Annotated in this window: 11 protein-coding genes; 2 read left to right on the top strand and 9 right to left on the bottom strand. The window is 68.3% G+C overall.

All coding sequences use genetic code 11. The annotated features are described in order from the left end of the window. Nucleotides 1-4: 4 nt before the first annotated feature. Both KHC23_RS07800 and KHC23_RS07795 read right to left on the bottom strand, forming a co-directional pair. Nucleotides 5-2,311: a hypothetical protein gene (locus tag KHC23_RS07800; protein WP_213371175.1), complete on the bottom strand. Its 2,307-nt coding sequence runs from the start codon at nt 2,309-2,311 to the stop codon at nt 5-7. Nucleotides 2,312-2,374: 63 nt separating this feature from the next. After that, nucleotides 2,375-3,349: a phage antirepressor N-terminal domain-containing protein gene (locus tag KHC23_RS07795; RefSeq protein WP_213371173.1), complete on the bottom strand. Its 975-nt coding sequence runs from the start codon at nt 3,347-3,349 to the stop codon at nt 2,375-2,377. A gap of 503 nt (nt 3,350-3,852) precedes the next feature. Between KHC23_RS07795 and KHC23_RS07790 the strand changes: the two genes are divergently transcribed. Then, nucleotides 3,853-4,104 (top strand): hypothetical protein, encoded by a 252-nt coding sequence (locus tag KHC23_RS07790; protein WP_213371171.1) that lies wholly within the window; start codon nt 3,853-3,855, stop codon nt 4,102-4,104. Beyond that, nucleotides 4,101-4,382, top strand: a complete 282-nt coding sequence (locus KHC23_RS07785; RefSeq protein WP_213371170.1) for a hypothetical protein — start codon at nt 4,101-4,103, stop codon at nt 4,380-4,382. The genes KHC23_RS07790 and KHC23_RS07785 overlap by 4 nt, the downstream gene beginning before the upstream one ends. A gap of 13 nt (nt 4,383-4,395) precedes the next feature. Here the strand turns inward: KHC23_RS07785 and KHC23_RS07780 are convergent, their stop codons facing one another. The 7 genes from KHC23_RS07780 to KHC23_RS07750 form a co-directional block, all read right to left on the bottom strand. After that, nucleotides 4,396-7,935, bottom strand: a complete 3,540-nt coding sequence (locus KHC23_RS07780; protein WP_213371169.1) for a hypothetical protein — start codon at nt 7,933-7,935, stop codon at nt 4,396-4,398. Between the two features lie 2 nt (nt 7,936-7,937). After that, a complete protein-coding gene (locus tag KHC23_RS07775) occupies nt 7,938-9,554 on the bottom strand; it encodes a hypothetical protein (protein WP_213371168.1) in 1,617 nt (538 codons plus the stop codon). After that, nucleotides 9,554-10,138, bottom strand: coding sequence for a hypothetical protein (locus tag KHC23_RS07770; protein WP_213371167.1), 585 nt, complete (start codon nt 10,136-10,138; stop codon nt 9,554-9,556). Before KHC23_RS07770 ends, KHC23_RS07775 begins: the two co-directional genes overlap by 1 nt. Continuing rightward, nucleotides 10,138-12,603 (bottom strand): phage tail protein, encoded by a 2,466-nt coding sequence (locus KHC23_RS07765; RefSeq protein WP_213371166.1) that lies wholly within the window; start codon nt 12,601-12,603, stop codon nt 10,138-10,140. The genes KHC23_RS07770 and KHC23_RS07765 overlap by 1 nt, the downstream gene beginning before the upstream one ends. 1 nt (nt 12,604) lies before the next feature. Then, nucleotides 12,605-13,225: a phage connector family protein gene (locus tag KHC23_RS07760; RefSeq protein ID WP_213371164.1), complete on the bottom strand. Its 621-nt coding sequence runs from the start codon at nt 13,223-13,225 to the stop codon at nt 12,605-12,607. 69 nt (nt 13,226-13,294) lie between these two features. Then, complete coding sequence (locus KHC23_RS07755) at nt 13,295-13,585, bottom strand: hypothetical protein (RefSeq protein WP_213371162.1); 291 nt, start codon at nt 13,583-13,585, stop codon at nt 13,295-13,297. A 66-nt stretch (nt 13,586-13,651) separates the two neighbouring features. Beyond that, nucleotides 13,652-14,545 (bottom strand): phage capsid protein, encoded by an 894-nt coding sequence (locus KHC23_RS07750; RefSeq protein ID WP_213371160.1) that lies wholly within the window; start codon nt 14,543-14,545, stop codon nt 13,652-13,654. Nucleotides 14,546-14,666 lie beyond the last annotated feature (121 nt).

Genomic DNA, 14,666 nt, shown 5'->3' with positions numbered 1-14,666 from the left:
GAGGTCAGCACACCGCGCTGGTGACGAAGTGCACCGTGCCGTTGCGCGTGCTGTCGGCATCGAATTTGAGATAGTAGCCCACCGAATTCACCATGCCCTTCAGCGCGCTGATATCCCACGTCTTCACCGTGGCGCTCGCGTCGCCTGCATCCAGCGTGAGGGTCGCCACCTCGATAGTGCGCGCCTCGTCCGAATACACCCACACCTTGAAATTGTTCTCGGGGTGGTTGGAGAGGACGAGGTAGACATCGTCCATGCGCTGGGCGCTGCCATGGAACAGGATTTCCGCCAGGTGCCCGTTGGCGATCGAGCCATTGACGTCGCCGCCGACATCGTTGTGGCTCTGGGGTTCCACGCAATAGGGGCGCGTGCCGCCGCTGTCGCGCCTGAGCAGGGTGATGTTCCGTGCCCCGGGAATGTTGCGGATGATGACGGGGGGATAATAGGCGCCCGACGCGCCGGCCGTGAAGGTGATGTTCGCCGCCGAGGGGCCGGCCAGCATGTCCCTGAAGCTCACCATCGGGCGCAGGTTGATGCGCTCCTGCGCCGTGGTGAGGGCCACCACTTCCGCCTTGAGCCCCGGCATGCCGCCGCCATGCACATCGACCCGCAGGCCGGCGGGGATCCGCATCTGTTTTATCGCGGCGTCGGCCGAGGGGCCGCCGACCATGCCGCAGGTGTCGAACTCGACCCGGGCGGAGATGTATTCGCCGGCCCCTTCGAAGTCGAGCAGCCTCGATCGGGAGCCATCCTCATGGCCGGCGAGATTGAGATACTCGCCCTTCATGTTGACGACCTTGATGCTCGACGTCGGCCCCCAGAGGCCGGAGCCATTGCCGAGATAAAGCAAAGTGCCGTCGATGATGTTGGAGCCGGTGTCGATCTTGGTATGCCCATAGCCGGCGATGTCGTAGGCGCGCTCGATCTTGCCGTAGAACGACATATTGCGGAAGTTGTTCACCACCGCCTGCGAGGTGCGGCCATAGATGCAGGTGCGGGTGTCGACGAAATGGACCGTATCCCAGAGGTTCCGGTCGCCATTGCCGGCGCCGGTCTGGCGGTCGCCATAGGCGAAGCCCTCGAAGCGGATGTTTTCCAGCTTGAAGTGATTGCCGCCGTTGACGCCGGAGCGGCGAATGGCGGTGCAGGTCCATGTCGACCGGTCCGGGTCGGTGGCCACGTGCCGGAGCGTCATGTTCTTCAGGCGCAGCCACAGATTGACGGCAAAGTCGAGCATCACCCCGCTGTCGCTGTGATAGGCGATGACGGTGGAGAACGGCCCGCCGCCCTCCACCTCCAGGCTGCGCACGTCCATCGTCGGCAGCCCGTTCTCAACCTTGACGATGCCCTTGCCGACCCAGCCTTTGCGCATGCCCCAGCCGGCGAAGTCGGGCGGGGAGGTGGGGCTGGCGATAAGCCACGCCCAGAAGGCGGCCCATGCGGCATCGGAGAAGGTGGCGCCGGTCATGTCGGCGCCGAACATGGCGACATTGACGCGCTGGTCCTCTGCCAGTTTCCACCAGCTGCCGTCTTCGGATTGCAGCCCGCCCGGCGTCGTCATGTGGAAGCGCACATAGCGGGCGCCGCCGAAGCCCAGCACCGTGTGGCCCGCCGTCTCGAAGGCGTCGACCTCCTCCGGGATGTCGAGCAGGGCGATGTCGGTGGCGAGCAGGCTGTTGAAGGCGGTGCCCAGCGGTGGCACGCCGCCGACGCTGCGCGGCCCGCGAATGTCGGTCGCCAGCGCCACATTGGCCACCAGCCCCGTTTCGCCGAGATAGACGCCCACCGGCGGCTTGGGGCCGAAACCGCCGGTCCAGTCGGAAACGCGCATCACCCGCCGCTCGCCATCGGCGACGACGGCGAGGATCGGCGTCCAGCCCACGGCCTCGATATCGGCGTATTCGATGAAGGGCAGGATGCGTTCGAGGTCGCGGCGCAGCTCCTGCGCCCAGATGGTGGTGCGGTCGAAGAAGCGGTTCAGCAGCACGCTGTCCACCTTGCCGGCCGGCAGCGGGTCCTGCGTGTTGGCGATCAGCGCACTGCCCAGCACCCGCACGCGGGTGCCGGCGGCGAGGCCGGCGTTGAACACCACGGTGCCACCCTCCACCAGCGGCGGGGCGGTGGTGAGCGTGTAGTCGGCAAGCCAGGTGTGCGTTGTCCAGGTCAGCGGGTTGTCGGCCGGCGCGGTCTGCACCGCCAGGTCCTCGGCACCGATCAGCGCGAAGCCGAAGGTGAAGTTGGTCTGGCCGGCGGAAGCCGTGTAGGGCCCGGCGATGCGGGGAGCCGGGCCGATGGGCAGGATCGCGGACATGGGGCCTCACGCGGCGGGTTTTCAGCCCTTGCAGCGTGAGGCCTGTGGACGGTGGTCAACCGATCAGGCGGTGGCGAGGAATGGCACCTCTGACGGCGCATCCTCGATCACACCCACCGACAGGAAGGTGGCGCGCGAGGAATGCCGCAGAAAGCTCAGCGGCCCGATCCGGCGGGCGCCGGGAAGCCGCATCAGTGCCCGCGCATGGTCGAACGCCCATGGCGTTTCGCGGAAGATGTTGCTGAGAAAGGGGTGGCGATTGGCAATGGCGACGCCGATCTCCTCCTCCAGCCGATAGGTCTTCACGCCGGAGGCCGCCAGCACCTGGTGGATCTCGTCATGGTGCTCGGCAAGCGCCCCGTCGAAAAGATCGAGCAGCCCGCCGCGCACCGTCAGGTCGGAGCCGCGGCAGGCGGCATCGAGCAGCCGGCGCAGGCACGCATTGCCGTCAAGCGACGGGTCGATGCTTCGCCGGGGCACGCTCGGCGCCCGGTCGAGGAAGGGCACGCCGCAGGCGCGCAGATAATCCGCCGCCGCCGCCCGCCCGCTCATGCGCTCGATGCGGCTGGAAACCTGCACCGCCGAGTTCATCCACGACACCGCCCACGGCTCGCCGCGCAGGAAGGCGTCATGCGGCGCGGGCAAGGTGCCCCCATCATGGGGGTGCCTTGTCGCAGCCGTCGCACCGAAGAAGTGCTCGAACAGCACGCGATAGCACTCGCGCCGATACATAAGGATGCGATTTCGCGTTTCTTCATCCTTCACCCGGCCTTCGTCGATACCGAACAGCCAGCCATTGACCAGATCGAGGCGCAGCGCATTCATTTCCTGCATCCCACCCAGCGTAGGGGTGGTGATGATCACCACCCCTTCTGAGAGGACGGCATCGCGTTTGATCCGCTGCAATTGATTGCGCCAGTCGATCCCGAGGCGATCACAGATTGGCTTGATGACGACATAGATCACGCCGTCGATTTCCGTCGCCCACAGCGTGTCGCCGTGGAATTCCACTTGGGTGAGCTGTTTCGTTGCGGTCATGGCAAAACCCCTCTCAGGCAGCCGTTGAACGGCACCAGCCGGAGGGGCTTTTGTGACCCGACCGGGCGGCGGGGGCTCAAAACCTGATGAGAGGTCAGGCGGACTTCTTCGAGCGCCGAGGCGCCTTATACCGTCGCACCCCCGCCATAGGGGATCGTGCGCATGATTCGCGCACGATAAAAACCCGGGTCGCCGGGCACGCTCTCAAGAGGTGTTTTGAGCACCGTCGCAATCGTACGTTATCCGACCGCGTGCGACAACTACCTTATTGATGTACCTTGCTGACCACAGGATAGAAGTCGCACGGAAAAAATTCGGGGGGTCGCATGGTAGATCGTTACACGAAGGTGGTTTTGTCAGTCATTGCCGCCGCTCTGGTGGTGCTCGTCGTTCAGAACGGGACGCGAGAGGCGTCAGCAATTGGTGGGGAATGCGGCAGCCTCTTTCCATGCCAAGTGACGGTGAAGGGCGCGGTTGAGGTCTATCAGCGATAGGAGGCAGGCATGCCAGTGCTGCTCGCGCTGTTGTTCGCCGTCGCGCCCGCCATGGCGCAGGAGCGCACCTTCGGCGGCTATCCCTGCACCAAATCCTGCATTGGGCACGCCAAAGGCTACCTCTGGGCCGAGACGAACATGCATCGCATCACCGAATGCGAAGCGGCCAATTCCCGGTCGTTCAGGGAGGGATGCAAGGTCTACGTCGGCAATCCCGCGCGCGGTGCCGCGCGGGACGACCAAGGAAGGCTGATCCGATGACCAATCGAGTAGGCGCTGCATTTGATTTTCTTGGGGCGGCCTACCGAGCCGCTCTCGTGATCGTGCTCCTTGGTGGAGGCCTCTGGCTGTTGAACGGTATGTACCGTTCGTTGCTGATTGAGCCGGGCGAGACAGTCGAGGAGCTTTGCGGAAACGTGGCGGAGCTTCGCGACCTAATTGCCGAATCGGCCGAGCGCAAGGGGATGGAAACGCCGCGGATTACCCCTCTTGAAGCGATGAAGAGCACATGCGACCGAAAAGGGCTGCTGCCGACGTGAGCGCGGAGCGCGGCTAATCCCCGAACACCCCCGGAAACTCGCCCTTCACCACCTCCCGCGCCGCGCGGCCATAGGCCCGGACGATATCGGAAACGAGATCGTCCTTTCCGCCGTCACTGCCCGGTGTGGCGTCGCGGTACTTGGCCGAGAGCTTATGCCGGCCCTCCACGATATCGTTCAGCAGCGGCAACAGCGCCTGGTCGCCGAACTTCGCCACCAGCTTGCGGCCACCGGCGCCCATTTCCGAAGGTTTCATCTGCCCACGCACTTCCAGCAGCCGCGTGTAGACCTCCGGACGGTTGCGCAGTTTCACGCCGGAAATGTCCCATTGCGGCATGGAGAGGTTGAAATCATGCGCGACGGCCTCCCTGTCGATGGGCTCGGGATCGAAGGTGCGCGCCTGCAAGGGCGAAAGCGCATCATAAACCGTCCCCATGCCGCTCTGATACATGCGCGGCCGGCCCCACAGGTCGCGCGCCTGCGGCAGCTCCTCCGAGAGGCCCGGCGTGCGGTTCTTCAGCTGGGTGGTGAGGTCGTGGGTGTAGCGCATTGCCGGGTCGAGCTGGCGCCGGACCTCGCCGGCGACGGCCGGCACGAAGCTCGCGCCCAGCCGCTCGACGAAGCCGGCTGATTTGTTCGGGTTCTGGAGCGCATCCATGAAGCCGGCGATGCCCGACATATAGGTCTTGTCGAGCACTTGCGCGCCGAAGGCGGCCGCCGCCCCGGCCATGGCCTCGGTCAGGTCTTCGGCAGCGTCGTCATCGAGGTCGCCATTGTTCACGATCTCCGCGATGTCGGCGGCGAGACCGAAGGTCATCCCGATGGGGTCGGTGCGCTTGTAGGACACCCATGTGTTGCCCAGGCGGATCGAATAGGGCTGCCAGCCTGACCGTTCCATGGCGTCGCGGGTGCCACGCTTGCGGTCGTTGCGCGGGCCGCCGCCGCTGATATGGCCGTCGAAGGCGAGATCCATCACCGCGAGCAGCGTCATGGATCCGAGTGCCATCCGCGTGCGCGCAATGTCGGCATCAGCGCCGCCCCGGGCCACCGCCTCGCGGTAGCTCGCCATCAGCGGCGCCAGCGGCGTGCGCTCGAAGGCGAACTTCATGATGTTCGCCGGCGTGTTCCGGAATGGCATGAGCATGCGCAGGGCAAATGACGAGAGGCGCGCGCCGGGCGAGCCCGTCGCCAGCCGCCGGTCCAATCCATTTATGGCGCCGATCACGACCCCGGGTTTTGAGGTAAAGGTCTGGTACAGCGCCGCGTCGACGGCCGCGAGGCGGATGTTTTCGGGAGGGTCGGCCGCCAGTGCCGCCACGCGGGCCTTGAAGTCCTTCTGCGTCAGAGCGCCGGCGCGCACTTCCTCGGCCGCCTGCCGGAAAGCCTGCGCATGCACCTCGCCGCGATAGCCGATGGTCTTGAAGAAATCATCCTCCGCACCGAGGAAACGCGTCGGCAGGTTGGCGAAGGCACCGAGCCCGTCGACCGCCTTCCCCATCCAGTTGTCGGGGCTGATGCGCCAGTTCGCAGCCGAGACAGCGCGGTCGAAGCCGACATCGCCCACCTTGGTGGTTGCGGCGCCAAAGGCGCTGTTGCCGGTTTTCAGCGCCAGCCAGAACGCCCGGAAAGCTTCGCGCATCGACATGGCGGAGCCATAAGCCAGTGCCGCCGCCTCGCCGGGCAGGATGTCGCCGGAACCGATAGCCTGGCTCCAGCGCGCCGCCGCCGCCCGTTCCACCATGCCGATGCCCAGCACGCTGGCGTTCGACAGCATGTTGACCATGTGCGTCTTCGGGTTCGACAGCAGCGCGTTGATCCAGACTTCCTTCGCCGTGTCGAGCGAGCGGGAGAGCACGCCCTTCTCCACGACATCGTCGAGCACGCCGATGCCGCCCGGCACGCGGCTGAGCGCCGCCACGCGCTGCGCCAGCGCCTGCGCCGCTTCCGTGCCGCCATGGGAGGCGAGCACGTTCTCGATGGCGCGCAGCCGTTCGGCGCCGCCGCCGCCGACGGGGATCGCCCAGCTTTGCAGGGCGCGGGCGGTCTCGGTCCGCGCCGCGATCACTTCACGCTGCACCGCGTGATGCACCGCCATCATCTTGCGGAACTGGTACAGGTTTTCAGGTGTCGGCGTCAGCGACGCCGCATCCGCGACTTCCATAAGCTTCGCGGCCGAAGCCTCCCACAACCGGCGCGCGGCCACCGATTGCTCGGCATTCAGCGGCTCGCCCGTGCGTCGGCCGGCCAGCGTCTGCCACGCATCGACAGAGCCGGCAGCGCGCAGCGTGGCGTCATTGGTCCGCACGCCCCGCCGGGCGGCGTCGATGTCGCCCTTGAAGGCGTCGGCAAGGTCCGCCATCACCTGCTTCACGTCGGCATCGGCGTTTATGCGGGCGAAGTTGATGTAGGTCGAAGGCTCGCCCTTCACCGGCGCCGCCGGGGCGCCAGCCTGCCGCGCATCGCGGGCGCGCCCGGCAACCCCGCGCGCCGCCACGTCCGCCGGCACGCCAAGGTCGCCGGCGACGCGATCCGCCGACGTCAATTTGATGTCGGCGGCCGAAGGGGTGCCAGCCGGAATTTCCGGTGAAGGCCCTTCGGCCTTCGCGAGCAGAGGGGCCGCCTCATCGCCCAGAAGGTCCAGCGGCCGCGCTTCCGGAGGTGCCGCCTCGGCGCGCGCCGCCATGGTTTCGGGTCCGGCGGTGCGCGCGGCGCGCTGGCCGTCGCGGACATAACGCACGGCACGGAACAGCCCCTCCGTCATAGCGCCGAGACCAAGGCCCTCCAGCGCGTTCTTGAACCGGCCCTCGATCTCGCCGTCCCCGGCATCGGCGGCGAGATAATCGGTCACCGGATTTGCCAGCGCCGGCACCTGCTCGATCAGGTTGGAAAGCCGCTGCTGCTGCCCGTCGAACGCCGTGAAGTCCGCGAGCCCACCCTGCAGCGCCGCACGGGCCAGAGGCGCGCCCTTTGCCGCCGCGCCCATCGCGGCGCCGGCGCCGGCGAAGCCGGTGAGGAACTGCGCCACGCCGCGCACGACGCCGCCCGTCGTCGTCGTCGCCTCCTTCACGGCCGGAAGTTCGCCGCCGGTCTTATCCGGCGCAAGGCTCGGATCGCCGGCCGGCACGTAGCCGGGCGCGAAATTCCCCTGTTCGTCGAAAACGCGGACACCGCCGAGAGGGGCGATCTCTTCGAGACTGTCGGCCAGCCAGTCGCCAAGGTCGATGGCCGCCTGTGCCGCGTCCCGCATGCCGCCAAGTATCTGGCGTGGCGCTTCCGTGGCGCCTCGCGCCACATCGGCGGCGACGCGGCCCGCCAGGGACTTAGCGCCCTCCGGCCGGATCATGATCCGGGGCGTGCTGCCTCCGGCTTGCTCCGGCATCGCCGCCTGGGGCGCCTGCGGCTGGTTCGGCCCCGAGGTGATGAAGCCGTCCAGCCACCGAAGATCGTCTTCGCGCGACGTTGCGTCGAAGCGGCGACCGAGAGCGCCGGCTACGGGCTCCGGCGCGGGCAGCGTGTTGATGATCGCGTCGATTTCCTCATAGGCGTCCGGCATCGCTACTTCCCTGTATCGCGGCGCAGCAGGTCGCCCCAGCGGCGCAGGTTCTCGATTTCGGCCGCCTGTTCGACTTCGGTGAGGTCGCCCGCGTCGATGGCGGCCTTGAGCCGTGTGGCCGCCGCGCGCAGCGTGTCGACGCCGACCTTTTCGCGGGCCTCGGTCACATAGCGCGGCAGGGGCAACTCATTGCGCTCGTTCTTCACCGCGGCGCCCCGGTAGCGGTCCACGAGTGCATCGGCGGCATCGCGCGCCTGTTCCGTGGTGGCGCCCGGATTGGCTGCCACCCACGCCTCGAATGCGTCGCCGGCGTCGAGCTGGCGGACCGCCTCGGCGCCCGGCTGCCGCTCGCCGGGCTGGAGCCGGGTCAGGAGATCGCGACGCAGTTCGCCCACCCATTCCGGACGGTCGCCCTGCTCGGCGCGCATCGCCGCGCCGTGTATCTTGTTGAACGCCGTGCGGTCGAGCCGCCCCTCCCGATAGGCGTCGAAGGCGCCTTTCAGCGCGCCCTGCGGATCGTCCGAGGCTTCCAGCAGCAGAAGCCCGTACGTTTGTGGGTCCGTCGCCGCCGCCGGCGGGCGGGACAAGGCCCGGTCGAAGCGGCGGTAGGCTCCGGTACCGAGAGCGTCGGCGTTGGCGTCCAGCCAGCCGCGATCGAGCTTTCCCTGCGCGAGCAGGGAGAGGCCCGCCTTTTCCGTCGCACCCTGCTGCTCGGCCTCGGCGCGGGTCGTGGCCCTTTCGCTGGCGCGTGTGCGACGGTCGAGGTCGCGCACGATGCCCTCAAACGCCGGCCCCGGAAGCCCCTTCACCACACCGCGACCGGCGACATAGTCGTCCTCGAGCTGGTCGACGAAGTCGCGGCGCGCCTCGTCGCTGGCCAACCCCTCATAGGCCCCGGCGACATGGCCGGCCGCGCGGTCATACTGGACACCCTTTTCCAGCCGCTCCGCCTGTGAAGGCGTCAGCACGCCGATGGCGGCGTTGCGGCGGATGATGTCCAGCGTATTCGCCGCCTCGGCTTGCGTCGCCGCCAACCCGTCTTCGTCGAAGCCGTAGGCGGCCGCCTGCGTGCGCAGGTTTCCCCGCTGCGCCTCAATGGCGCCGTGCGCCTCGTCTCGGGTCTGCGCCAGCGCGATACCCGCCGCCGCGCGACCGGCGCGCCGTTCCGCCGCCATCCGTATGCGGCCGAACTGCGTCTCGAAGGCCGCGCGCGCCACGGGGTCGGGCAGCACGTCATCGGCCAGCATGCGGCCGCGCAGTTCGTCGAAGCCGGTGGCGAGTGCCGCCGGATCGGCGCCGGCGGCATCGGCAACGGCCGACGCCTCTCCGATTAGCCGGGTGGAGAGCTTGTTCGCATAAGTCGTCATCGCCGCCTGGTCGAAGGCGTCGGCATAGGTCGAGCCGGTGCGGCGCAGGGTCGGCTTGCCGTCCAGCGCGGCCTGCGTGCCCGCCAGCTCGCCCGCCTTCGCGGCCAGGCCGTCCGCCTTGGCGGCGAGGCGGCGGGAGACGCCGGCGAGCGCATCGCCCTCGGCGGCGATGGTGCCGGACACGCCGCCCACCGTGGTGCCCAGCGCGGCCTGCCCCATGAACTGCTGGATGCGGAGGGTGTTGCGCGCCATCAGCCGAAGCTCCCCGCCATCGAGGCCAGCCCCTCGCCAAGCTGCAGGAAGCCGGAGAGCTGGCCGGACGAGCGGGCCCGGCGCGAGGCGCGGCGATAGCCCATGAGCCTCATTTCCTCCTGCTGGCGGTCGATCTCGCTCTCCCGGGTCAAATCCTCCCAGGTGCGGGCGCGCTGGTCGGCCGCCTGCCCATAGGCCAAGTCGATGCCCGAGGCGGCGGCCGCCACGTCGTTCTGGCCCAGAATGTCCAGCGCCTCGCGCTTGAACCGGGTGCGACGCTGCACGCCGGCCATGCGGTCATCCATCGCCTGCGCCTCGATCTCGGCGCCCTTCGCGTCGCCGGCCGCCATGGTGCGCATGGCGGAAAGCACCGAGGTCCCGCCCGACAGGATCGAGGCGGCCGTGCCGACGCCGCCGAGGATGGAGGAAAGCCCGGTGCCGCCGGCGGCGGCCGCCGCGCCAAGCCCTTCTATGGCCAGCGAGGCGCCGGCCGCGCTCGCCGGGATCGCGGCGGCGGTGGCAGCCGTCGCCCCGGTGGCGAGGGTCGAGCCCAGCGCGGCGATGGCGGAAATCGCGATTTCCATCAGAGGTCTCCTTCGCCGGTGATCGAACGCAGGGTGATGCGGCCCGGGCGCAGCTGGGTCACCACCATGTTCGGCTGCTCGGCATCGCCGGCAATCCCGTCGCGCGCGCGCAGGCCGGTGAAGCCGGCGTCCAGCTCGGCCACGTCCATCGCCGCGCCATAGTCGATCAGCGACACTTCCTCGACCGCCGCGCCATTGGCGCCCAGCGCCACCGAGGTGGTGTCCGCCAGCGACACCCGCACCGTGTGGTAGCCGATGCGCGACTGGGTCACGATGTCGGGGCCGATCTCGCGCGAAGGCGGCAGTGTCTGCGCCAGGAAGGGCGTCCAGCGCCCCACCGTCACCACGCCCACGGGCTCCGGCAGGGTGATGGCGCCGCCTTCCACGGTGAAGGGGCCGAACACGTCGCCGGCGGCGACGGCCCAGACTTCCGCCCCCTCATGGTCGACAAGGCCGGTCACGGTGGCGGTGGCTTCCTCATGGGTCAGCGTCACCGCCTGGTCCAGCAGCAGCCCCTGCTCGAAGCGCTCGACGAAGGAGACCATTTCGCCGCCGACCGGCCGGTCCACCAGCACGGTGAGGCGGTTGGCGGCGTTCACCGCCACGGCGCGGAAAAGCCCGTCCGAGGTCACGCGGGTGAAGGCGGTCACGTCCTGTTCGCGCAGCAGGGTGACGAAGCGCATCTGCCCGTCGGCCTGCACATAGGCGAGGATATTGGCGTCGGAGCTGCCATCCGTGCGCTTCAGCGCCAGGTCCACCACGTCGCGCACCAGGTGCGAGGCGAGAAGGGAGAGACGGGCGGACACATAGGTCTGGTCGACTTCGTTGTAGCGGAAATCGCAGAGCACGCTGCCGGAGCGGTCGGCGAACACGGCGGCGCCTTCGTTTTCCACCACAGGCACGCCGCGCGCGCAGCCATTGCTCGAGGCCTTGATCGGGTTCAGCGGCTGGTCCTTGGAGATCGCGGTATTCGAGATCCAGTATTCGCCCCGGCTGGTCATCAGCATCAGCGCGCGGGCGGCGATGAATTCCTCGATCGCCTCGTCCTCATCCGTGTCCATCGGGGCGACGAAGGGCGCGGTGGCGGGGGTGAGGTTGGCGTTCAGCTCATAAAAATCGCCGGTTTCGCTCGCCACGATGGCGTTGGGCACGCCGGGCGAACCGCCCATCAACAGCCGCTGCTGGTAGAAAATCCCGGCGGTCGGCCAGCCCCGCGCATCGGAGAAGATATCTTCTCCGCCGAGATCGCCGCGCGTGGCGCGCGACCAGCTCACCGCCGCGTCGGCGACGTTCAGCACCCTTGTGGAGTTTATCGTCACCGGGCCTTCATTGCCGTCGCCGCTGAAGGTGATGGAGGCGGAACCGTATCCCCCGCCGATGTAGGCGGCGACGCTGATGCCGGGCTCGATACCTTCCAGTTTCTCGATCTCGGTCTTTATGGCGGCCCCGATATCGCCGGCAGGGTTGATCGAGCCGGTTTCCTCACCGTCGACGGTGATCGTGAACCATGCCGCGATCCCCACATTGACGAAGGCGAGGTTCCACACGGCCGCGACGGCGTTGTCATAATCGGTATCGCCGAAATCATGGCGCGGGATATTCTTCAGCGGCGCGGCGCCGCACTGCCACTCGAGATCGTCATTCTCGCGAAACACCCGCCAGGGCGGCCGGCCGGTGGAAAACAGCAGGCCGGTGTTCAGCCGCTGGCGCCAGCGCCCGCGCGCCTCCTCGCCGCTGTGCGGCAGGGCGAAGCCGGTGAGCCAGCCGCCGGTGGCGGCATAGACATCGCCATGGCCCTGCGTCAGCACCAGGTCGTAGGCGACATCGCGGGAAAAGCCGAAGGAGCGCACCCGCGCGGTGGCGAAGGTGGCGCTCTCGTTGAGGAAGGCCACTTCGTCGATCGACATCGTGGCGGCTTCCGACAGGGCGGCGACGACGCGCCAGGCGCTGGCGGTCACCGGCTGCGTCGGCGGCGCGCAGAAGCGGCGCGAGCGGTTGCCCGCCAGCAGCTTGCGCGGCCCGTTGAGCGCGCTCCAGCCGGCGCCCGTCTGGTACTGCACCTCGATCGTGCCGGTGCCGGTCGACAGGCGGTAGCGGTCCACGTCCACGGCGGCGACCGCCACCGGCGCGGCGAAGGTGGCGGTGAACACGACATGCGGCCCGCCGGTGATTTCACCGGTGGTCAGCAGCGTTTCGTCGTCGCCATCGGTCGCGTTGCCGGCGGTGCCGCCCGAGGGCGCGCCGAGCGTGGCGCCGGCGAGGCTGATGGCGGCGAGCACCGGCCGGCGCCGGCCGATCAGCCGCGTATAGGGGCGCTGCGAGGCCGGCCCCTGCGGGGTCGCCACCATGTTCTCCGCCCGCTTCAGGCCGGAACGGTAATATTTCAGGTTCTTGCGCTCGGCGAGCAGGTCTCCCAGCTCGCCGCTGGCGAAGGAAGCCTGTTCCTTGCCGGACTGGCCCGCCATGTCAGGACCCCCACGCCGTGGTCAGCGGGTCATAGGCCAGGACGGGGTTTTCCATCGACGGGGTGGACTGGCCGTCGTCGAGAATGGCGGCCAGCATCTTGCCGCCGCGATCGGACATCGAGGGCGGGCCGAAGGCGTCCAGCTTCAGCTCGCTGGCCAGCCCCCGGTTGCGCTTGAGCGAGTAGGCGAAATTGGCCGCCAGCGCGACGGTGAAGGCCTCGCGGAACGGCCCGCTCCACAGGCGCGGCGGCGCCTTGGTGCGGATGCGGGCGAACAGCGGATCATCGTCCGCGTGCACCTGGTCGCCTTCCAGCAGATAGGTGGGGTACAGCGCATCCGGCCGCTTGATGTCGGCGATGATGGCGCGCGGGTTGCCGACACGGTCGGGCGGCAGGGCGAACACGTATTTGTAGCCGGTCAGCGGCACCGCATCGGCAAGGCGCGAGAGCTGGCGGGTGGAGAGCGACCACGAAAACCAGTGAATGCCGAGCATGTGGCCCAGCAGCCGGTCATAGGCCAGCCGGGCGCCGGCGGCGGTCTGGGTGCTGGCGTCGAGGCTGGCCAGCGGCGTGGCGCCGGCCAGGAAGGCCGCCTCGTTGACGACGTCGATCGGCTCCAGCATGGCGGCCTCGTGTCAGGAGAAAAGGCCCCGGCGCGCGGCTGCGCCGGGGCAGGTGGCCCAGGGAGGGGGCTACTCGGGATGGGTGACGGCGAGTTCCGTCACCGTCACGTTGCCGGAGGCCGGCACGGTGGCGAACATGAGCTGGCGGAAGAACGGCGTGCCGCCGAGATCGCCGGAGATGAAGACGGGGTCGCCCGGCTTCACATAGCTGCGGGCGCCGTTCCAATAACCGGCACCGCCGATCGTCGCCCAATCGTCCGTCGGGTGCTTGTAGTGCCAGAAGCGCTGGCCGGTCTCGCCGGCGGCGGAGGCCGCGCCGGCGGAGGAGAAGGCACGCAGATACTTCTTGTCGAAGGCCATGGCAGGTTCCTCAAATGATGGGGGAGGGCGGCGGCGCCGGCGGCGTCGCCGTCGTCATGGCTGGGTTCAGGCAACCGTCTGGGTGCGCTGCACCGGTCGCTCGATGGCGGTATTGGTGAGGTAGTGAAGCCGGCGGATGCCCTTGGCGTCGCTGAAGATGGACTTCGCCACGGCCTGCAGGTCGAAGCGCACGGTCCAGACACCCTTGCGGTTGTCCCACTGGATCGTCACGTCGCCTTCGTAGTTGCTGAAGTAGCCGGCGGCGGTGCGGTGATACATGAAGCCGTACGCCTGGTTGGCGCCCGGGATCAGCATCTCCTTCTTCGAGAGCGGCAGCCATTTGACGCCGTTCCAGACCTTGCCGCGCACGCCGGTCGGGAAGCCGAGATCAGCGCCGATCCATTCGGCGGTGTTGAATTCCTTGTACAGCATCAGCCGGTTGAACCAGCGGGTGGGAATGACGGCGGTCACGTCGCCGTCCCACTCGATCTGATCGTCGTCCTGCAGCACGTCGCAGGAGGTCAGCGCCGCCTCCAGGTCGAAAACGGCGGAAGCGCCGCCGAGCTGGATGCCGGAATTGGCCACGGCGGCATCGTTGAGCGCGTTCATGATGATGCTGTCGACCTTGCGGCCGACTGCCTTGCCACCCGCCTCGACCGCCGCCTGCTGCTCGTTGGCGGTCATCTTGGTGAGATCCTTTTTCTTGATCTCGTAGAGCGCCTCGTAGTCGCGCACGGTCGCGCTGACATCGCCCATCTGCGGGTTGACCGGCGCCGCTTCGTCCGCGCCATCGGCTTCCTGCATGTCGAACGTGCCGAACACCGGCCAGTGCACGGTCGCGCCATCCACGCGACCTTCGGGCAGCACGGTGGGCTTCAGCTTGAAGCCCTTGGACTGGAAAACATGTTTGACGCCGGATTTGTACTGCTCGACGAACCAGGCGGGTGCTTCAAGAGCCATGGGTCTCGTTCCCTTGCGTTGAGATTGCCAATCTCCGGGGACGAGAGCCGCTTGCAGCGTCGGGGTTTTAAGGCCGGGCCGCGCGCGGGGCATTCCCTGGAATGCACCGATCCTCGCGCGG

It is taken from the genome of Ancylobacter dichloromethanicus, assembly GCF_018390645.1.
GTDB lineage: Bacteria > Pseudomonadota > Alphaproteobacteria > Rhizobiales > Xanthobacteraceae > Ancylobacter > Ancylobacter dichloromethanicus.
This window is presented reverse-complemented; position numbering and strand designations above follow the sequence as displayed.